This is a genomic window from Psychroflexus salinarum (assembly GCF_042677225.1).
In the GTDB taxonomy this organism is placed as follows: Bacteria; Bacteroidota; Bacteroidia; order Flavobacteriales; family Flavobacteriaceae; genus Psychroflexus; species Psychroflexus salinarum.
Window position 1 is genome coordinate 67,907 of the sequence record NZ_JBHTIV010000009.1, and the last position, 19,674, is coordinate 87,580.

Annotated in this window: 20 protein-coding genes; 5 read left to right on the forward strand and 15 right to left on the reverse strand. The window is 36.4% G+C overall.

The features are described 5' to 3' along the window. Positions 1-58: 58 nt before the first annotated feature. The 15 genes from ACFQ0R_RS08225 to alaS all read right to left on the reverse strand — a co-directional run bounded on the left by ACFQ0R_RS08225 (position 59) and on the right by alaS (position 16,357). Positions 59-1,231, reverse strand: coding sequence for a 3-hydroxyacyl-CoA dehydrogenase NAD-binding domain-containing protein (locus tag ACFQ0R_RS08225; protein ID WP_379657898.1), 1,173 nt, complete (start codon positions 1,229-1,231; stop codon positions 59-61). Positions 1,232-1,277: 46 nt separating this feature from the next. Continuing rightward, a complete protein-coding gene (locus ACFQ0R_RS08230; protein ID WP_379657899.1) occupies positions 1,278-1,649 on the reverse strand; it encodes a four helix bundle protein in 372 nt (123 codons plus the stop codon). An 82-nt stretch (positions 1,650-1,731) separates the two neighbouring features. Continuing rightward, positions 1,732-2,514: an enoyl-CoA hydratase-related protein gene (locus tag ACFQ0R_RS08235; protein ID WP_379657900.1), complete on the reverse strand. Its 783-nt coding sequence runs from the start codon at positions 2,512-2,514 to the stop codon at positions 1,732-1,734. A 252-nt stretch (positions 2,515-2,766) separates the two neighbouring features. Beyond that, a complete protein-coding gene (gene paaD, locus ACFQ0R_RS08240; protein ID WP_224459714.1) occupies positions 2,767-3,267 on the reverse strand; it encodes a 1,2-phenylacetyl-CoA epoxidase subunit PaaD in 501 nt (166 codons plus the stop codon). Positions 3,268-3,381: 114 nt separating this feature from the next. Then, positions 3,382-4,137: a 1,2-phenylacetyl-CoA epoxidase subunit PaaC gene (paaC, locus tag ACFQ0R_RS08245; protein WP_379657901.1), complete on the reverse strand. Its 756-nt coding sequence runs from the start codon at positions 4,135-4,137 to the stop codon at positions 3,382-3,384. Between the two features lie 39 nt (positions 4,138-4,176). Further along, complete coding sequence (gene paaB / locus ACFQ0R_RS08250; protein ID WP_224463509.1) at positions 4,177-4,464, reverse strand: 1,2-phenylacetyl-CoA epoxidase subunit PaaB; 288 nt, start codon at positions 4,462-4,464, stop codon at positions 4,177-4,179. Between the two features lie 28 nt (positions 4,465-4,492). Next, positions 4,493-5,452 carry a 1,2-phenylacetyl-CoA epoxidase subunit PaaA gene (gene paaA, locus ACFQ0R_RS08255; RefSeq protein ID WP_379658066.1) on the reverse strand — a complete coding sequence of 320 codons (960 nt, stop codon included), beginning with the start codon at positions 5,450-5,452 and terminating at the stop codon, positions 4,493-4,495. 33 nt (positions 5,453-5,485) lie between these two features. After that, positions 5,486-6,559, reverse strand: coding sequence for a 2Fe-2S iron-sulfur cluster-binding protein (locus ACFQ0R_RS08260; RefSeq protein ID WP_379657902.1), 1,074 nt, complete (start codon positions 6,557-6,559; stop codon positions 5,486-5,488). Between the two features lie 91 nt (positions 6,560-6,650). Continuing rightward, complete coding sequence (locus ACFQ0R_RS08265; RefSeq protein WP_379657903.1) at positions 6,651-7,211, reverse strand: nitroreductase family protein; 561 nt, start codon at positions 7,209-7,211, stop codon at positions 6,651-6,653. A gap of 3 nt (positions 7,212-7,214) precedes the next feature. Continuing rightward, positions 7,215-8,363: a DegT/DnrJ/EryC1/StrS family aminotransferase gene (locus ACFQ0R_RS08270; RefSeq protein ID WP_379657904.1), complete on the reverse strand. Its 1,149-nt coding sequence runs from the start codon at positions 8,361-8,363 to the stop codon at positions 7,215-7,217. A gap of 9 nt (positions 8,364-8,372) precedes the next feature. Next, entirely contained in the window at positions 8,373-8,939 is a 567-nt protein-coding gene (locus tag ACFQ0R_RS08275; RefSeq protein WP_379657905.1) for a sugar transferase, read from the reverse strand. A gap of 85 nt (positions 8,940-9,024) precedes the next feature. Next, the gene (locus ACFQ0R_RS08280) at positions 9,025-12,147 is read right to left on the reverse strand and encodes a T9SS type A sorting domain-containing protein (RefSeq protein ID WP_379657906.1); all 3,123 of its coding nucleotides are present in this window, start codon (positions 12,145-12,147) and stop codon (positions 9,025-9,027) included. A 52-nt stretch (positions 12,148-12,199) separates the two neighbouring features. After that, positions 12,200-12,769 carry a TetR/AcrR family transcriptional regulator gene (locus ACFQ0R_RS08285; protein ID WP_379657907.1) on the reverse strand — a complete coding sequence of 190 codons (570 nt, stop codon included), beginning with the start codon at positions 12,767-12,769 and terminating at the stop codon, positions 12,200-12,202. Next, on the reverse strand, positions 12,766-13,725 hold the full coding sequence (locus tag ACFQ0R_RS08290; RefSeq protein WP_379657908.1) for a GSCFA domain-containing protein: 960 nt from the start codon (positions 13,723-13,725) through the stop codon (positions 12,766-12,768). Before ACFQ0R_RS08290 ends, ACFQ0R_RS08285 begins: the two co-directional genes overlap by 4 nt. Before the next feature lies 1 nt (position 13,726). Next, entirely contained in the window at positions 13,727-16,357 is a 2,631-nt protein-coding gene (gene alaS, locus ACFQ0R_RS08295; RefSeq protein WP_379657909.1) for an alanine--tRNA ligase, read from the reverse strand. A gap of 110 nt (positions 16,358-16,467) precedes the next feature. Here alaS and ACFQ0R_RS08300 point away from each other — a divergent pair, with 110 nt between their 5' ends. Genes ACFQ0R_RS08300 through ACFQ0R_RS08320 form a run of 5 tightly spaced genes read left to right on the forward strand, consistent with a single transcriptional unit; the run spans position 16,468 to position 19,641 of the window. Further along, entirely contained in the window at positions 16,468-17,442 is a 975-nt protein-coding gene (locus tag ACFQ0R_RS08300; protein WP_379657910.1) for a M23 family metallopeptidase, read from the forward strand. Further along, entirely contained in the window at positions 17,442-17,771 is a 330-nt protein-coding gene (locus ACFQ0R_RS08305; protein WP_379657911.1) for a MerR family transcriptional regulator, read from the forward strand. Before ACFQ0R_RS08300 ends, ACFQ0R_RS08305 begins: the two co-directional genes overlap by 1 nt. A 14-nt stretch (positions 17,772-17,785) precedes the next feature. After that, a complete protein-coding gene (locus ACFQ0R_RS08310) occupies positions 17,786-18,385 on the forward strand; it encodes a LemA family protein (RefSeq protein WP_379657912.1) in 600 nt (199 codons plus the stop codon). 11 nt (positions 18,386-18,396) lie between these two features. Beyond that, positions 18,397-18,831: a TPM domain-containing protein gene (locus ACFQ0R_RS08315; RefSeq protein ID WP_379657913.1), complete on the forward strand. Its 435-nt coding sequence runs from the start codon at positions 18,397-18,399 to the stop codon at positions 18,829-18,831. Between the two features lie 3 nt (positions 18,832-18,834). Then, positions 18,835-19,641 carry a TPM domain-containing protein gene (locus ACFQ0R_RS08320; RefSeq protein WP_379657914.1) on the forward strand — a complete coding sequence of 269 codons (807 nt, stop codon included), beginning with the start codon at positions 18,835-18,837 and terminating at the stop codon, positions 19,639-19,641. Positions 19,642-19,674 lie beyond the last annotated feature (33 nt).

Sequence of the window (19,674 nt, forward strand, 5' to 3'; positions counted from 1 at the left end):
TTCTTAACTATTTTTCCTACAACCTCCCACCTAAACCCTATCACCTAAAACCTTCTATTTAAAACCTCCCTCCTTCCTTCGCCATCTTCCTCAACAGAGGACTACACCTATACCTATCTTCTCTATAGGTATCATAAAGATGATCCATTTGTTCTACGCACCAAGTTATACCTTTCTCATTAGCCCATTTTAAAAGTCCCTTAGGATAATTCACGCCTTTGGTCATCGCCAGATCAATGTCTTTGGCTGAGGCAATGCTTAAGAATAAAGCATCTGCTGCCTCATTGATAAGCATAACCAATACACGATCAAAAATCTTCTGACCCATTTCTCGATCTTTTACAGGAGCTGCTTTTTGAGCATTTCCGTCATAATTATAAAAACCTTTTCCTGACTTGCGGCCTAAATAGCCTGCCTCCTCAAAGCGCTTCTGAGTAAAAGAAGGTTTATATCTTGGATCGTAGTAAAAGGCTTTGAATACAGTTTCAGTCACTGTATAATTCACATCGTTACCAATAAAATCCATCAACTGAAAAGGCCCCATTCTAAATCCGCCAAATTCTTTCATCGCCCAATCAATTGTTGCAAAACCTGCTTCGCCTTCAGGGACACCTGCAAAACGCTCTTCGTAAATCCTCAAGGCTTCACCATAAAATGGACGGGCTACCCGATTCACAATAAAGCCAGGGGTATCCTGAGCTTTTACAGGGACTTTCTTCCAGTCCTGAATCGTTGAAAAGACCTTATCAAAAACCTCCTGAGACGTTTGTACTGCAGGCACAATTTCTACCAAAGGCATCAATGGCGCTGGATTGAAAAAGTGAACCCCAATACATCGCTCTGGATGTTCTAAAGCCGAAGCGATAGAAGCTATTGACAAAGAGGACGTATTACTGGCGATAATTGCGTCCTTGCTTTGATAAGTTTCCAGCTCCTTAAATACCTTTTGTTTAATGTCTAAATTTTCAACAATCGCTTCTATGGTGAAATCAGCTTTTGCCAGCGACTTTAAGTCATCCTCATACGCTATATTCGACTGAATTCTATTTTTCTCGGCATCATCGATCCTATCTTTTTCGATTAACCGATTAAGGATTTTCTCCAAAGCCTGTTTGGCTTTATCTAAGGCTTCTTGTTTTGTATCGTAAAGCTGAACCTGGCAACCCGCCGTTGCCGCTACTTGTGCAATACCACTTCCCATGGTTCCGCTTCCTATTATGGCTATGTTCATATTGTAATTAACGATTTTATTAGATTGTTGATTAACGATTGGAGATTTATTTAGATTTAATATTGAGTTTTGCAGTAGAAGTTTTAATACTGATCACAAATATGGATATCAATTCATTATTTTCTTTCAATAATTTCTCTAATAAATCAATATCCGAAGTTAAATTTGCTCCCTTTTGAATTTTTAAATTAATCATGCATTCACGTAATTCCTTTAAACAAATCTTCATTTTGTACAGAAAATCTCGTGTAGATTCAGCACTTCTTGCTTCACCGTAATTTAAAGCTGAAGAACTAGCCGACCTTATTAACTGTTTGATCAAATAATCTCCTTCAAAATTATTCTTGACAGTTTTACAAAATAAAATAGAATCGATTGAAAATTGGATCAGTCTATCTTCTAACTCAACTGGTTTCATACTTAAAAGATTTATGTTTAACTTATTTAAGGATTGATTAAAAAAATCAGCAATCAGAAATCATAATTCTTTAATCCTTAATCTATTTTCCTCTAAAATTCGCCTCTCTCTTTTCCATAAATGCGGACACACCTTCTTCATAATCTTCTGTATTGGCGGAGGCGATTTGATATTCAGACTCTAAAGCGAGTTGGTCTTCAAGTGAATTATTGAAGGACTTGTTCAGTGCTTTTTTGGTATAAGCCAAAGCTTTGGTTGGCATTTTGGCTAATTTTTCTGCTAACTTCTTTACTTCTTCTTGGTAAGTTTCGGCTGAATAATATTTGTAAATCATGCCCATACGTTCCGCTTCAACCGCATCTACTTTGTCACCCAGCATGGCTAAAGCGGAAGCTCTTTGGAAACCAACAAGTCTTGGCAGAAAAAAAGTGCCTGCAGAATCGGGTATCAGTCCAATTTTTGAAAAGGCCTGAATAAAACTAGCTTGTTCGCTGGCAACAACGATATCACAAGCCAAGGCGATGTTGGCTCCTGCTCCTGCAGCTACACCGTTAACAGCAGCAATGACAGGTTTTTCGATATTTCTGATTCTGGTAATGATAGGATTGTAATGGTCATCTAATATTTGCTTAAAACCCGGATGTTGATCTGGATCTGTAATTTCCTGTATGTCCTGACCTGCACAAAAGGCTTTGCCTTCACCAGTTAAAACAATAGCTCTGACCTCATCATTACGGATACAATCGTCTAATGTTTTTTGCAAAGAAAAAGCCATTTCCCGATTGAAACTATTGAATTTGGTGGGTCTATTGAATTTTATGTAAGCTACTTGATTTTGAATAGTGAGTAATATACTGGAATCCATAAGCTTAGATTTTTAATGATTTTTAGATTGAAAAGTTACGAAAATTGAGATGTAATTCTTCTTTAAAATGAAATTGACTCCAATTTGATAAATTGGAATAATGTATACTGGAAGTCCTGAAAAGAAATTCTTGAAGTAAGCTTCGGTTAGGGATTGAGGAACTTGTTGGAGCTCTTCCTGTTTTTTCAACAGGAAAGCGACTGCCGAAAGCCCAACCCTCATTTTTAAATGGGGGTAACCGCCAAAACAAGCTTAGATTAAACATTTAAAATAATCGAAAGTTTCTTCGCAGTCCTCACATTTAAACATCGCCTTGCAGGCTGTGGAGGCAAACTGACTTACCAATCTCGTGTTTTTAGATTCGCATTGCGGGCAGGGTATTACTCGCTTATTGCCAAGTAGAGCATCTTTATCTGAGGTAGCATCCATAGGTGGGGCAATCCCGTAATCCTTGAGTGCTTTTTTGCCTTCATCGGTCATCCAGTCTGTGGTCCATGCGGGAGACAAAATAAGCTTAACCTCAGGCTTATAGCCGTGTTTTGCAAGTTCGGTTTTGATATCGTCACCAATCACATCCATAGCTGGACAACCGCTATAAGTAGGGGTTATTTCAACTTTTGCCACTTGGTTAGGCAGCACTGTTGCGGAACGAACTACGCCTAAATCAATTATAGACAATACAGGAATTTCTGGATCGGGAACCGATTTCAGTATAGTGTACAGTTCTGTTGCTATGTCTGCTTCTTGCGTCATAAATTAGTTAATAGTTGACAGTTATTAGTAGCTTTAATATTCTATATGCCACTTTAGTATTAAACATCGCACTTCTGACTTTAAGTATCTACAGCCTAACCTCTCAAATCTAATCTACCACTTCATACCTGGATAGGTTCTCTGCATATACTGCATGTCTGATAAAATAAAACCCATATGCTCTGTGTGAATTCCATTTTTACCGCCTTTCTGAAAATATTTTGTATTTGGGATATCTAGTGTTGCTTCTTTAAGGAGTGAGGTAATGGCAGCGTAATAACTGTCTTTTAAGTTTGTGGTATCTACACCATAACCAGCTTTTGAGACTGCTTTGTCATTATCTGTCATATGAAATAATTCATCGGTATACACCCACAAATCATCAATAGCCTGCTGAGCTTTTTGTTTGCTTTCTTCGGTTCCATCACCTAGTCTTTTGAGCCAGTCTCCGGAAAAACGCTTGTGGTAAGACACTTCCTTCAGGCTTTTTTTAGCGATCGCCTGAAAATTAACGTTTTTTGAATTTTCCAATTCCTTCAAAAGCATGAAATGAAAAACATCAAAAAAATATTGTCTGACAATGACGTAAGCAAAATCCGTGTTGGGCTGTTCTACCAAAAGCACATTTTTATACTCGCGCTCTGTTCTTAGAAAAGCAACATCATCTTCAGTTATGTCTTTCGGTGAAAGCTCGGCGACGTACTGGTAGTAACTTCTAGTCTGACCAAGTAAATCCAGGGCCATATTAGTCATGGCAATATCAGTCTCCAAAGTCGGACCATGTCCACAGAGTTCAGAAATTCTCTGACCTAAAATCAAAGAATTATCGGCAATCCCGTAGATATATCGAATTAAATTTTCGTTCGTCATTTACTTAAATATTTAAAATTAAAACAGCCTGTTCATCAGTTACATATGTTCAATATCGTCTGGCAACTCATAAAAGGTCGGATGACGATATGCCTTATCCGCAGCAGGTTCAAACATTTCTCCGTTATCATCTGGGTTGGATGCTTTTATATTTTTGGATTCTACTACCCAGATACTCACACCCTCACTGCGTCTTGTGTAAACATCTCTTGCGTTTTTGAGCGCCATATCTGCGTCTGGAGCGTGTAAACTCCCGAAATGACGGTGCTCTAATCCATTCTTACTTCTTACGAAAACTTCCCAAAGTGGCCAGTTTTTTTTTGACATTGAATTTTATTTTGAAAATTAAAGCTTTCTATACTGCTTCTTTTACTTCTTTATCAGCTTGCTTATCTGCGTAAGCAATAGCTGCGTCTCTTACCCACTCTCCATTATCCCAGGCATTCTTTCTGGCTGAAATACGCTCTTTATTGCACATTCCGTGACCTTTTACGACTTGCCAAAACTCTTCCCAATCGATATCACCAAAGTTATAGTGGCCAGTTTCATTGTTGTATTTCAAATTTTCATCTGGCACTTTAAGTCCGAGGATATCGGCTTGAGGAACCGTTTGGTCAATAAATTGCTGACGCAACTCATCATTAGTTTTACGCTTGAGTTTCCATTTCATGGACTGCTCTGTATGGGTAGATTCATCATCTGTAGGACCAAGCATCATTAAAGATGGCCACCACCAACGATTCAATGCATCTTGCGCCATGTCTTTTTGCTCTTGAGTTCCGTTGCAAAGCGTCATCATAATTTCATAACCTTGTCTTTGGTGAAAACTTTCTTCCTTACAGACCCTTACCATTGCTCTTGCGTAAGGTCCAAAAGATGTACTACACAATGGCACCTGGTTGATAATCGCTGCACCATCGACTAACCAGCCGATCGCACCTATGTCTGCCCACGTAAGTGTTGGATAATTAAAAATACTTGAATATTTAGCTTTTCCAGAATGCAACTGATCGTAAAGTTCCTCTCTGGAAATTCCTAAAGTCTCACAAGCCGAATAAAGGTATAAACCATGCCCGGCTTCGTCTTGAACTTTAGCTAGAAGCGCTACTTTTCTTCTTAAAGATGGCGCTCTTGTAATCCAGTTTCCTTCTGGCAGCATCCCGACAATTTCGGAGTGTGCGTGTTGTGAAATCTGGCGGATATGTGTTTTTCTATATTTCTCCGGCATCCAGTCTTTTGGCTCGATTTTTTCATCACGAGCAATCTTTGCTTCAAAAATATCTTCTAAGCTTTTCATCTGTTCTTTTTCATTCATATTTTCCATAGTAGCTTATTTTTTCAAATTTTATTAAACGTCAAAATCAACAGTTACTTTATCTGTAGTTGGTACAGATTGACAACTCAGTACCAGATTTTGAGCAACTTCTTCTTTTTCTAAAGCGTAATTTACTTTCATTTCTACATTACCTTCCATCACACGACATTTACAAGTACTGCAAACACCACCTTTGCAAGCAAAAGGTAAATCTGCTCCTGCAGCCAAAGCAGCATCTAACAGGTTGTCATAGTCTTTGGTCATGGCAAAATGAAACTCTTTACCACCATCCAAAATGGTGATTTGAGTCCCGTCTTTTCGTTTAGCCAAAGCTTCTTCTGTTCGCCTTTTGTCTTCTTCTGAAAGTCCAGAAACAAATAATTCAAAATGAATATTGTTTTCATTCAAACCTAGAGAAGTTAATTCATCACGAATCATGAAAATCATTTGCTCTGGGCCGCAAATAAATACATCACTTACCTCATCGATATCAAAGACTGAATTGGCTAATATCTGTACCTTTTCAGGAGTAAATCTTCCGTTTAGCAATTCAATATCACGCTGTTCTCGAGTTAAAAAATAGAAAATTTCAAATCTCCCGAAGTAGCGATTTCTGATTTGTTCAATTTCTTCTTTGAAGATAATGGATTTAGCATTCTTATTCAAATAAAACAGCTTACATTTTGCATTCGGCTCTTTGGCTAAATGCGTTTTTATCATCGACAAAATTGGCGTGATCCCACTTCCCGCAGCAAAAAACAAATAAGTCTTGTCTGTGTCTTGTTGAACATCAACACCAAACTCACCGCTTGGAGGCATCACTTCCAAAATATCATTAGCCTTCAACTCTTGATTCACATATGTTGAAAATTTCCCTTCAAAAATCTGTTTAACGGCAACTTTCCATTCATCATCAACAGGACTTGAACATAAAGAATAAGATCTCCTAATGTCTTCCCCATTAATATCTTTTTTCAAAGTCAAGTGCTGGCCTTGATGGTACATAAAATCAGATTTTAAATCTTCTGGGATATCAAAAGTAATCACAGAACAATCTTCTGTTTCTTTGTAGACATCCTTTACTTTAATCGGAAAAAAACTCGGCATTTATTAATAGTTTAATAACAAAACTAACATTTGTTAGTTTAAGATTCGAAAAATTGGTGTTAAATTATTTAGCTGGTAAAACCTTTAAGAGTTATGAGTAGTATTCGACTTTAGCTTCTATCGAGGACTTGCGCTCACCTTCTTCAAGCTCACCATTATATTTTCCCATGTAAAAAAATCCCAAACAAGATTCTCCTTCATTTAAATTGAAGAAGTCACTCACTAAGTCTTTATAAGATGGTGAGCTCCAGTAAGCTCCAATATTAAGCTCAGTGCAAGCCAGCCACATGTTTTGAACTGCCATAGCGACAGCGGAAATCTCTTCCCATTCAGGCGGTTTACCTTTTGGGCTTCTTTGCATGCAGATTGCGATTACTGAGTGAGATTCTTCAAACTTGGAGACTATTTTTTTTCTTTTGAAGGATGATGGCTTCCCCTCTAGTTCAGCATTTTTATCGGCCAGAAAATTCGCTAATTTCAATTTACTATCGCCCTGTATAACTTTAAAACGCCACGGTTCAGTCTTTTTATGATTGGGAGCCCAATTGGCTGTTGCAAGAATTTTATCAAGTTCATCCTTCAAGATAGGTTCATCGTTGTATTGTTTTGGAAAAACAGATCGCCTTTTTTCTATAAGTTCGAATATATCCATGATTTAGTTTTTAAACACTTCTAAAATAGCCTCTTTAATTCTCTTTCTGTCTTTATCATTTAGATTTGATCCCGAAGGTAGACATAAACCTTTTTCAAATAATTCCTCAGCAACTTTTCCACCGTAATAAGGCATATGTGCAAAGACCGGCTGCAAATGCATAGGTTTCCAAAGTGGCCGACTTTCAATATTATGAGTTTCGAGATGCAATCGCATTTGTTCTCTATCAATGCCATTGGTCTTAATTGGATCTACAGTGATTGCTGACAACCAATGATTACTATAAAAATCTTTATTTGGTTCGGATAACACCTCAACACCATCAATACCTTCAAACAAGGTTTCATAAAACACATGCATTTCTCTCCTTAAAATCACATGTTCATCTAGAACTAACATTTGTCCACGACCAATTCCTGCAGAGATATTGCTCATTCTATAATTAAATCCTACTTCAGAGTGTTGATAATGAGGAGCATTATCCCTAGCTTGAGTAGAATAAAAAACAGCTTTATCTTTTGTTGCTTTAGAGTTGGAGACTAAGGCTCCCCCACCTGAAGTGGTTATAATTTTATTTCCATTAAAAGATAGTGCTGCGAAATCTCCAAAAGTTCCGCAATTTTGAGACTTATAAGTTGAGCCAAGTGATTCGGCTGCATCTTCAATAATTGGTATATCATACTTCTTTGCAACCGCAGCAACTTCTTCAACCAAATAAGGCATACCATATAGGTGCACAGGAATAATCGCTTTTGGAGTTTTCCCTTTTGCTATTCTATCTATAATTGCTGTTTCTAATGCTTTTGGACATATATTCCACGTACTAGTTTCGCTATCTACAAAAATAGGCGTCGCCCCTTGATACATAATTGGATTTGCAGATCCACAGAAAGTGAAACTTTGGCAAATCACCTCATCTCCTTGTTTTACTCCTAGCTGAACTAGTGCTAAATGAATAGCTGCTGTACCGCTGCTCAATACAGCAATATGCTTATCGTTTCCTATATAATTCTCAAGATCAGACTCAAAACCGTTAACGTTTGGACCCAAAGGAGCGATCCAGTTTTCTTTAAAAGCTTTAGCTACAAATTTTTCTTCCTGTCCTCCCATGTGTGGAGAAGATAACCAGATTTTTGATAATTCTGAACTCATAAAATTAGATTAGCGATATACGGGTAAAAGTATTGTTTTTAAAAGGATTTTAAAATCAAACAGTAGTGAAACGTTTCGATAATAATAAAGGTTGAGTTTGATTTTTTCGGGGAAAATAACTTCATCATTATACCTTAAAGGTTCATCCTGTAGATTTAAAAGTTTTTCTTCATTTGAAAATTTTAGTGAGGCATAACCCGTAAGGCCGGGTTTGAGATTAAGCAGTTTACGATCCTCCCCTTCAAGCAAATCATAATATCCTGGAATATCTGGTCTTGGACCAACAAGACTCATCTCCCCCTTTAAAATATTAATTAATTGAGGTAGCTCATCAATTTTAGTTTTACGTAATAATTTCAGAAATGAATTGGATTCACCATTTTCTTTGATGGTTTTAAATTTAAATACGGTAAACAGATGACCATATTGCCCCACCCGCTTTTGAAAAAAAATTGGATTTGATTTATGAATGAATAATAGTAAAAACCAGATTAAAATTATTATTGGACTCAGGAAGAAAAGCCCAATAAAGCTTAATATGAAATCTAGAAAAGGCTTTATAAACTTTAAATACATTCGACTAAAATAAACAAAGCTTTTTACAAATAACAAAGGCCTCAATAATAGATTAAGGCCTTTAATTTTATAACTTGAAATGTATCTAATTTTTAATAAAGCGCTTTGATGTAATTCCCTGCTCAGTTTCAATTTTAACTAGATAAACACCTGTATTCAATGAAGAAGTGTTTATTTGAATCCCTTTATCTGTAGTCATAAAATCAGAAGTGATTTTTTGCCCCAACATTGAATAAAGTTCAACGTTGGCGATGGGATTATTAGTTTCAGTATTAATTTTCAAAACATCTTCAACTGGATTTGGATATAATCTGACAGAGTTTATTGAGCTAAAGCCATCCTGACCTAAAGTTACCGGAGACAACATCAATTGAAACCTGGTTTGGTCTTCACTTCCCTCAATAGAGCTATCAACTGTAAAATGATAAGAAAATCCATCGCTGACTTCAACTTCTTCCTGAAGATGCTTATCAATAAGTATTATTTTTTTGTCTTCAGGCATATAGTCAAAATAAAAAGCAAGCGTATACTCGTTTTGCTTATAGTTAGCTATAGCCAGTTGTATTTTCTCATCGTTTTCAGGAAATTTCCGTTTATCTATAGATAAAATCTTTTCATTGTAAATCACTAAATTTTCACCTGAGTTAATTAATTTATCCGCATCTTCATCTGAAGGAGGTGTTGTGAAATCTTCTGAAAACCTTAAACCAGCTGCATCTGCCTCCATGGAACCATTAATAAAATCCTGAGCTTTGTAAAGTCTTATGTTGAGATAAGCTAATTCAGAAATTGATAAAATTTCTGGCTGTGGTTCTCCTGAAGCAATAGCATTTGGAGTAAATGTCAAGCTGGAATTAAGAGCGGAATTTTTCACAAAAAAAGCCTGACCTGGAATAATAAATTGATTTGCCTCAGATGATGAAGGATCTGGAGTTGTACTTTCTGGATCTACTACAACATAACCTCCTTTGCCATTATCGCCAGCTATTTTTGCATCCCAGACATATAGGAAATTTGTAAGGCCAGATTTAGAAAGCTTTGTAAAATCAACCACTGCCTGATAAGGATTGGCTACAAAGCTGAAATTATCAGCTGTCGGTGATAAAGCAGGTAGCTGAACACCGGTTGATAAATCCCCTGAGAGCATATTTCCTTTAGATACTAAAGTTGTATTCGAAGGACCAGCTTCATTATTAGTTAAATCTACTCCCCTATCACCTCTTACCATGATTCTGTAGGGTTTTCCAGCCTCCAGTACACCGTAAGCAGATGTGACTGCTTCCCATCCCTCTCCGTTTGAAGGATTTACAATTTGATTATCGTAAACAAATAAAGAAGGATTATTCGTTGTAGTCTCATCAAAACCATTAGTTGTACCTCCTTCTCCTGTAATGTGAGTTCCTTGTTGCCAGGATGCTGCAAAGGATTGTCCTCCAACTGGTGAACTCAATAATCTGAATGCTCTCTTTGCAGGAATAAAACGCTCTACAGTAATATCTCCAATAATATTAGAAGTCGTAGAATGTAACAATTGCGCACTACCTGCAGTATCACTTTTGAAGGTTAGATTGCCGTTTACACTAAGATTTCCCGTAACATTCAAAGTATTTGTGCTTGTTATTTCAACTGTTGCACCGCTTGAGACTTGAAAATCATTTGAAGTTAAGTTCTGATTTAGTGTCAAATTACCGTTAACGATTAAGATATCATCTTGATCAGTAGAAATATTTATTGGCGTCTCTGGACTCCAGGCTCCATTCTCGTAGATATAATCGAAAGGTTTGCTTATAATTTCACCTTCAAGTTTCACATCATTAATTCTAAAATCTCCTCCACCTGAAGTTGTTCTGGAACCATTGTCCCATCCTTTTATCCTGACAATAACTTCAGATAAATTATCAAAGCCAGTCAAAGATGCACTAAAAATAGAAGGATTAGTATCAGCTGCATTAAAAGTTTCTACTTCTGTACCATTCACTTCTACAGTAACTGCTGAAGGACCGTTCCCTGTCACTTTCCATTCAAAAGAAATATTTGTAAGATTTGCTCTGAATCCAGCATCTGGGTGCAATACAAAAAAGAAATTCTTAGCATCATTAGACGAAACAGCACCCCAACCAGAATCCCCTTGAGCATAAGGCGTGCCCGAACCTGACCAAGTACCAGTTGTACCATAAATTAAACTATTTTCTGAAATTCCAAAGTTACTTAAGGTTGCATTACCAGGACTGTAGGTTGGATTTGGTGAATCACCTGTAAACTCATAAAGAACAAAAGCATCTCCTAAAACACTTCCATCCAGATATACTCCTGTAGTGTATGAACCTCCACCTGAAATCTCCAGTACATCTGAATAATTGGAAACTATCAGACCTTGCTTGAGCCTAACATAAACACTGGAGGCAGACCCGTCATAACCAGGGAAAATTATCTGATCTGAATAAGTTCCATTTTGTGTTTGAGAAATCTCAAAACCAGAACCTGTAGGAAGTTGAATTAAAACATCTGATCCATCTAAATTATTACCTGTTATAGAAATTTCTTGAGAAACAGATGGACCGCCATTTTCTGGATAAGCCAAACCACTTAAAGAAACTACCGATGCCTTTAAGCTGGGATCACTTGTTCCGACTGGAGCAATGCCAAATCCTTCCAATCCATTTATACCTTTAGGGTCTGCATTTACAGTTTCAAAACGTGTACTTGGGTCTGTAAAACCACCTGTATCTCCTGTAGTTATGCTTTCTTTCAATCTAATATTTTGATCGGCAGTTGAGACACCGTTACCGGACCAAGATGACCCTGGGTCGGTACTAGGTGTTCCAAAAACATCTGTTATGGAAGTACCATATTTAACTACTAAAGCATCATCGCCATTAAAGGTGAAGTTATTTAAAACAAACCTTACTGAATTTGCATCTGCTGCTACCTGCATATCTGAAGTTCCTATTATTAAAACTTCATTAACGGCCAGTGTACCAGTATTGATAGTTACAGCAGCGGTAGGCGTTGCTCCATTAGTACCTTGTTGTATTACAAGATTACTTGCAGTAAAATCAAGAACTGCTCCAGTGTTGTTCCAAATCTCAATTCCCTTTGGAAACGTTCCTGAATTTGTGTCAACATATTGACTTATGATTTGACTATGGCTTGTAAATCCAATGAGTAAAAAAATAGATAAGAATAGCTTTAAGGATAAAGATTGCATAATTAAGAAAGGTTTTTAAGCTTCAAATTTAAACTTTTTATGGTATTTAACTTTAAGCTTTTGTTAAAATTCCATTAAGAAGAATTTCGGTGATGTCATTTTTTAATTGCTGACCGTTCACACCGCTCCGCTTCCTATACCAAAGATGTAATGTCCTTAATGTAGAGAGTGTAGAAAATAAAATCACTTCAGTGTTTTTTGACTTAAGTTCTCCAGATTCCACTCCTTTATTAATAATATCGCGTAAATCTTGTTCGTAAGCATTGCGAAGTTTCAAGAATTCTTCAAAGTTGTTGCCTTCCAGGTGCATCCAGTCATTATTCACGATTGCAATCGCTTCAGGATTTGTCACTGTTAAGTCTATGTGATGACTGATGACTGCTTCAAGACGAGTTCGAGTGTTTATATCAATGCTTCTTACAAGTTCCATTTCTCTAGTAAAATAATGAGCTACATCCATAGCTATTTCAGCCAAAATTTCTTCTTTGGAGCTAATGTGATTATAAAGACTCGCTGCCTTAAAGTCCATTGCCTTAGCCAAATCTCTCATGCTTACAGATTTATAACCTCGTTCTCTAAAGAGGGTTTTGGCAGACTTTATAATTTCTTGTCGTCGAGTCATAAATTTGGAAATCTCATAAAAGGATATTTTTTCTTTAGCTCCTCTTTGATTTTGTATTGATATGTTTTCAACTTTTCGAAAACTTCACCTTCAGTTTCGGTTTGTCTATGAGCTATAGACTTTTGAAGTTTCTCCACCTTACTCATGTCAAGATAAATATCTTCCGAGATGAAATTCGATCTGAATCTATTCCAAATCAAATCTACTGCCAAATCACTTGGATGAATCAAATCTCGGTTGAAAAACCTGTAATCTCTTAACTCATCCATCATCAATTCGTAAGATGGAAAATAAGAAGGTTGATTTGGGGTTTCCTCCAAAACTTCATGCAAAGCTGAAATCAAATGCGCTTTACTTCTTTGGTTTTCAACAATGCCATCCTTGATATGTCTTACCGGTGAAATTGTAAAAATAAGCTTAGCATCTGGTTGCATCATCCCAAAACTAGAAATCAATCTGCTCAAGATGTTCTTTAATTCTTCAATCGATGTCAGTTCTTTTTCAAAGTGATCTTGAGGAAGTTTATGACAATTCGCAACTCCCAGATTAGTAGATTTATGCTTGTAAATAAAGGAAGTCCCCAAAGTAATAATTACATGAGTAGCTTCTTCACTAGCTACTTTCAATTCTCTTTTTGCTGAATTTAATACTGCTAAAGTTTCTGTTGAAGAATTCCTACTTAATCTCGAGTGAGAGAAAAGGGACTGCCACTTTTCATTGTGTTGAAAAACGTCATCTGAAGTAAATTCTTCATCTTTAACTGCCTTTTCTAACACATTCAAAATAGCTTCCGGATGAAATAAAATTCCAAAAGGATTGCTGGTAACATTAAATTTGTAAAATTCCAACTTTCTACTGATGTGTTCAGCAAAGCAAGAACCTAAACACAATAGACTAGAATTATAATCTATAGGATAAGGTGATGTCTTTACAGGAACTTCAGTAGTCAACTTCATATTATCCAGAAGTTAATTTTTGCTCGACAATAGATTTTACTGCTTCGAGAGCTTGAGGAATTCCATCAGGTTTTTTTCCGCCAGCAGTAGCAAAGAAAGCCTGGCCTCCACCCCCACCTTGAATGTGCTTACCAAGTGATTTTATTATTTTACCAGCATTCCACCCTTCAGATTCTACTAAAGATTTGGAAATATAGCAAGCTAAAAGTGCTTTATCATTATTGACAGATCCTAATACTATAACTACATTTTCCATCTCACCACCAATTTGAAACGCCAAATCTTTCATCGCTCCAGCATCAAGGTTGACCTTTTGAGCTACAAAATTGATATCTCCAATTTGTCTCATTTCGTGTTGCAAATCAGTTTTGATTTGTTTCAATTTCAGTTGATTCAGTTGTTCAACTTCCTTCTTTAACTTTTGATTTTCTTCCTGTAGGGATTCTACATACTTTAAAATATCCTGTGGCTGATTCAGAACAGATTTCACAGAATCGAGAAGTTGAGATTCTTTTGTTAAAAATGTTTTTGCAGCCTCTGATGTAATGGCTTCAATACGTCTTATTCCAGAGGCAACAGAAGATTCATTTTTGATAATAAAATGCCATAATTTTGAAGTGTTATTCACATGAGTTCCTCCACACAATTCCATGGACTTACCAAATTTCACCATTCTGACTTTATCACCGTATTTCTCACCGAAAAGAGCAATGGCTCCTTTTTCAATCGCCTTATCGTAGGTAATTTGTCGTTCTTCTTCAAAAGATAAATTCTCCTGTATTCTCGCATTCACAAAATCTTCAACAGCTTTTAGTTCCTCTTCTGTTAGTTTTGAAAAATGGGAAAAATCAAACCTCAAATAATCTGCCTGAACCATAGAGCCTTTCTGCTCTACATGTGGCCCTAAAACGTGTCTTAAAGCTTGGTGTAAAAGGTGAGTTGCCGTATGATTGGCAGCTGTTTTTTTTCTTCGGTTTATGTCTACAATTGCTTTGAATTCTTCATCAACTGATGCAGGAAGAGTTTTAGAAATATGTATTACCTGATTATTCTCCTTTTTGGTATCAATGATGTAAGTTTTGCTTCCATCTTTGAACTCTAAATAGCCTTTGTCTCCAACTTGTCCTCCACCCTCAGGATAAAATGGAGTTTTGTTGAAAACAAGCTGATACTGTTCACCGTCTTTTTTAGAAGTGACTTTTCTATATTTTGTAAGTTGAGTTTCAATCTCTGTATGATCATACCCGACAAATTGTCCTTCTTTAGTTTTTCTAACTTCTACCCAATCACTGGAGCTTGTTTGTGCGGCATCTTTAGATCTTTGTTTTTGTTTTGAAAGTTCATTCTTGAAAGCTTCGAAATCAAGCTTATATCCTTTCTCGTTCAGGATAAGATTTGTCAAGTCGATAGGAAAACCGAAGGTGTCGTAAAGTTCGAAAGCCTTTTTTCCGCTAATTGTTTTAGAAGATGACTCCTGCATGAGGTTCTCCAGTAATCCTAAGCCTTGCTCCAGGGTTCTTAAGAACGATTTCTCTTCCTCTCGAATTACATTTTCACAAAGTTGAGCTTGTGTAGAAATTTCAGGGAAGGCTTCACCCATTTGCTTAGCTAACACCGAAACAAGTTGATTTATAAAAGGAGCTTTGGCATCCAAAAACGTAAATCCATAACGAATGGCTCTTCTCAATATTCTTCTTATAACGTATCCTGCGCCTGTACTGCTAGGCAACTGTCCATCTGCAATAGCAAATGCAACTGCTCTCACGTGATCGGCAACAACTCTTATTGCAATATCAGTTTCGTTTGAAGCCCCGTAGGTTTTACCTGTAATATTTTCAATTTCCTTGATGAGAGGAGTAAAAACATCTGTATCATAATTGGACGTTTTATCCTGCATGACCATGCAGAGACGCTCAAATCCCATTCCGGTATCAACATGTTGCGAAGGGAGAGTTTCTAAGCTTCCATCAGCTTTTCTATTGTATTGAATAAAAACCAAATTCCATATTTCTACTACTTGTGGATGGTCTTGGTTTACTAGGTCTTTACCTGGAATTTGTTCTTTTTCCTCTTTAGACCTTATATCTACATGAATCTCGGAGGCTGGCCCACAAGGACCTTGGTCACCCATTTCCCAAAAATTATCTTTTTTATTACCTAGTAATATTTTTTCTTCCTTGACTAAAGCTTTCCAAAATTCATACGCTTCAGAATCTTTTTTAATTCCATCTGCATCATCACCTTCAAAAATTGTGACATATAGATTGTCCTTGGGTATATCAAGAACTTCGGTTAAAAATTCCCAAGCCCACTCTATCGCTTCCTTTTTAAAATAGTCTCCAAAACTCCAGTTTCCTAACATCTCGAACATTGTATGATGATAAGTATCTTTACCAACTTCTTCAAGATCATTGTGTTTACCACTTACACGTAGACATTTCTGAGAATTAGTCACTCTTGTGGAACTCGGTTCAGAATTTCCTAAAAAATAGGATTTAAACTGATTCATCCCAGCATTGGTAAACATCAAAGTTGGATCATCCTTTAATACAATTGGAGCAGAATCTACTATGGCGTGAGATTTGCTTTCAAAAAATTCTAAAAATTGACGTCGAAGAAGTATTGATTTCATAAAGTCTGGTCTGAATTTATTTTAAGGTGTTTCAATTTTAAGCTATATTTGTAGGTTACAAAATAGTATTTTGAAACCCAATACGCGCAAAAATACTATAAAATTAAAGAATGAGTAAAGTAAAATATTACTACGATAGCGAAACTTTATCTTATCGCAAGATTGTACCCAAGAAGGGTAAAAATTTTGCATTAGGTGTTTTATTCTTTGTCGGAATAGTTGCTATGAGTTTCGTACTAGCACTGGTTTATCTTAATATTCCTAACGTAGAAACTCCAAAGGAAAAAGCATACAAAAGAGAGATCGAGAATATGAGGTTTCAATATGAATTATTGAACAAACGTATGGAAGATGTTGTAAGTGTTTTGGAAAATGTTGAAGACCGAGATAACAATATCTATAGAGTTTATTTTGAAGCCAATCCTATTTCTGAAGAACAACGCAGGTCTGGATTTGGCGGAATAAATAGATATAAAAACTTAGAAGGCTACGAAAATTCTGAAATCATTACTGAAACCACAAAAAATCTGGATAGATTATCAAAAAGACTAGTTATTCAATCCAAATCACTTGATGAAATAGCAACTTTGGCTAAGAATAAAGAAGCGCTTTTAGCTTCAATCCCAGCCATACAACCAGTTAAAAATGATGATTTAAAACGAATGGCTTCAGGTTTTGGAATCCGTATGCATCCGATTTTAAAATATAGAAAAATGCATAACGGCATGGACTTTTCTGCTACGACAAATACTGAAGTATTTGCAACAGGAAACGCAACCGTAAAAAAAGCACGGCGAAGCAGTGGTTTCGGAAATCTAATTGTACTCGATCATGGATTTGGTTACGAAACTTATTATGCCCACTTAGAGGATATCAAAGTAAAGCCTGGACAAAAAGTAAAGCGTGGCGAAATAATAGGCCATGTTGGTAATACTGGTCTTTCTACAGCTCCACACCTACATTATGAGGTGCATAAAAATGGCAAAGTAGTAAATCCAATTAATTTCTATCATGGAGATTTAACAGCTGAAGAATATGACATCATGTTAAATCAATCTGCTCTAGAAAATCAATCTCTAGACTAATGAAACACCGTCTTGGAGACAAGCTTTATTATTCCATAGGAGAAGTCGCCAAGGCATTTGATGTCAATGCTTCTCTCATTAGATTTTGGGAGAAAGAATTTGATGAAATTCAACCAAAAAAAAATGCAAAAGGAAACAGAAAGTTCTCTCAAGATGATCTCAAGACTATAGAATTAATTTACCATTTGGTAAAGGAGCGTGGTTTCACACTTGAAGGTGCAAAAACACACTTACGAGAAGACAAAAAAGAAATACTTTCAAAATTTGAACTGATAAGCAAATTGAAAGCAATAAAATCTGAACTTATCTCAATCAAAAATCAACTTTAATAAAATCAAAAGAAATGAAAAAGTGGTTAATTCCCGTTATTGTAATCGTAGTTGTTGGATTCGGCTTATACAGTTGGACTAAAGGATTCAACAATACTGCTGTAACTATGAAAGAAGAAGCAAAAACAGCATGGAGCAATGTAGAGAGTGCTTACCAGCGTAGAAATGACCTTATCGGAAATCTAGTAAAAACAGTGCAAGGTGCAGCAGATTTCGAAAGAAATACGTTGACAGAGGTTATCGAGGCAAGAGCTAAAGCTACATCTGTTAACATCAATGCTGATAATCTCACACAAGAAAACATTCAACAATTCGAGCAAGCTCAAGGTGGTTTAAATTCAGCCTTGTCCAGATTATTGGTAAGTGTCGAACGCTATCCAGATTTAAAATCCAATCAAAACTTTATGAACCTTCAAACTCAATTGGAAGGCACTGAAAACAGAATAAATGTAGAGAGAAATCGTTACAATTCAACGGTTGGAGAATACAACACTCATATCAAAATATTTCCAAATTCAATTTTCGCAGGTTGGTTTGGCTTTGAAGAAATGTCCAGATATTCTGCAGATGAAGGTTCTGAAAATGCTGAGGAAGTAGAATTTGACTTTAATTAAAAACACATCTCATGAAAGTATCTGAATTTATAAGCCCAGACGATGAAAAAGAAATTGTAGAAGCCATAAAAGAAGCTGAGTTAAATACCTCTGGTGAAATACGTGTTCACATAGAACACAAGTGTACTGGGGATAGGTTTGACCATGCTTTAGAAATCTTTGAAAAGCTTGAAATGCATAAAACTGAACTTTCTAATGGAGTTTTAATTTATGTTTCCATAGATGATCATCAGCTTGTTATTTTAGGTGATAAAGGCATTAACGATGTGGCACCAAAGGGGTTCTGGGAAAGCACAAAAGATGAAATTATAAGTCAGTTCAAATCTGGCAACTACAAGCAAGGCTTAATCAATGGTGTACTGGAAGCCGGGAAGCAACTTAAAAAGCATTTCCCTTATCAATCTGATGACACCAACGAATTAAACAACGAAATTTCAAAAGGTTAATTTATGAAGTCATTTTATCGCTTAGCATTACTTACTATACTTACAATTATAAGTTTCAACTCTGTAGCTCTTGCTCAGATTGAAATTCCAAAAAAGCCATCCAAAGAGATGGCTGTTTATGATGGAGCCGATTTACTTAAAGATAATGAAGCTAAGCAACTTAGAAAAAAGTTAGAAACTTACGCTGATACCACTTCAACGCAAATTGTCATTGCTACTATAAATTCTCTTAACGGAGAATATATTGGAACTTACGCGGCGGACTGGGCGCAAAAATGGGGAATAGGACAAAAAAAGGAAGATAATGGTCTTCTTTTTTTGATTGCCAAATCTGATAGTAAGATTTGGATCACCACTGGTTATGGTTTAGAACAATACCTTACAGATGCTACTACCAAGACAATAATTGATAACTTTATTCTACCTGAATTCAGAAAAGGTAATTATTACGAAGGCTTAGACCAAGGCACCACAGCAGTTTTTGAAGTTCTTGCAGGAAGATTTGACGCATCAGAAGTTCAGGATAAATCAAATGAAAGTACATGGCCTTTTGCTATTTTCCCAATACTCATTTTTATAGTCATTTTTATTCTCGTGAGAAGAAAAAATAAAGGTGACGGTCATGGTAATGGAAGTAATAAACGAGGCCCTGACTTACTAGACTTCCTTATTCTCGGTAGTATGGGAAGAAGCATGGGCGGCGGTAGTTTTGGCGGTGGATCTTCTGGCGGCTTTGGCGGAGGCGGCGGATTTAGTGGAGGATTTGGCGGCGGTGGCTTCGGTGGCGGAGGCGCTGGTGGAAGCTGGTAAAAAAGCTGTTGGTCTAAATTGTAAGCTCACTGA

Coding starts and splice junctions, on each gene's coding strand:
- paaB (WP_224463509.1), bottom strand. CDS start 4,464: ATGTCAAAAAAAAACTGGCCACTTTGGGAAGTTTTCGTAAGAAGTAAG.
- ACFQ0R_RS08235 (WP_379657900.1), bottom strand. CDS start 2,514: ATGGATTCCAGTATATTACTCACTATTCAAAATCAAGTAGCTTACATA.
- ACFQ0R_RS08310 (WP_379657912.1), top strand. CDS start 17,786: ATGAAAAAGTGGTTAATTCCCGTTATTGTAATCGTAGTTGTTGGATTC.
- ACFQ0R_RS08225 (WP_379657898.1), bottom strand. CDS start 1,231: ATGAACATAGCCATAATAGGAAGCGGAACCATGGGAAGTGGTATTGCA.
- ACFQ0R_RS08230 (WP_379657899.1), bottom strand. CDS start 1,649: ATGAAACCAGTTGAGTTAGAAGATAGACTGATCCAATTTTCAATCGAT.
- ACFQ0R_RS08300 (WP_379657910.1), top strand. CDS start 16,468: ATGAGTAAAGTAAAATATTACTACGATAGCGAAACTTTATCTTATCGC.
- ACFQ0R_RS08285 (WP_379657907.1), bottom strand. CDS start 12,769: ATGACTCGACGACAAGAAATTATAAAGTCTGCCAAAACCCTCTTTAGA.
- ACFQ0R_RS08305 (WP_379657911.1), top strand. CDS start 17,442: ATGAAACACCGTCTTGGAGACAAGCTTTATTATTCCATAGGAGAAGTC.
- ACFQ0R_RS08315 (WP_379657913.1), top strand. CDS start 18,397: ATGAAAGTATCTGAATTTATAAGCCCAGACGATGAAAAAGAAATTGTA.
- alaS (WP_379657909.1), bottom strand. CDS start 16,357: ATGAAATCAATACTTCTTCGACGTCAATTTTTAGAATTTTTTGAAAGC.
- ACFQ0R_RS08265 (WP_379657903.1), bottom strand. CDS start 7,211: ATGGATATATTCGAACTTATAGAAAAAAGGCGATCTGTTTTTCCAAAA.
- paaD (WP_224459714.1), bottom strand. CDS start 3,267: ATGACGCAAGAAGCAGACATAGCAACAGAACTGTACACTATACTGAAA.
- ACFQ0R_RS08270 (WP_379657904.1), bottom strand. CDS start 8,363: ATGAGTTCAGAATTATCAAAAATCTGGTTATCTTCTCCACACATGGGA.
- paaC (WP_379657901.1), bottom strand. CDS start 4,137: ATGACGAACGAAAATTTAATTCGATATATCTACGGGATTGCCGATAAT.
- ACFQ0R_RS08290 (WP_379657908.1), bottom strand. CDS start 13,725: ATGAAGTTGACTACTGAAGTTCCTGTAAAGACATCACCTTATCCTATA.
- ACFQ0R_RS08280 (WP_379657906.1), bottom strand. CDS start 12,147: ATGCAATCTTTATCCTTAAAGCTATTCTTATCTATTTTTTTACTCATT.
- paaA (WP_379658066.1), bottom strand. CDS start 5,452: ATGAATGAAAAAGAACAGATGAAAAGCTTAGAAGATATTTTTGAAGCA.
- ACFQ0R_RS08320 (WP_379657914.1), top strand. CDS start 18,835: ATGAAGTCATTTTATCGCTTAGCATTACTTACTATACTTACAATTATA.
- ACFQ0R_RS08260 (WP_379657902.1), bottom strand. CDS start 6,559: ATGCCGAGTTTTTTTCCGATTAAAGTAAAGGATGTCTACAAAGAAACA.
- ACFQ0R_RS08275 (WP_379657905.1), bottom strand. CDS start 8,939: ATGTATTTAAAGTTTATAAAGCCTTTTCTAGATTTCATATTAAGCTTT.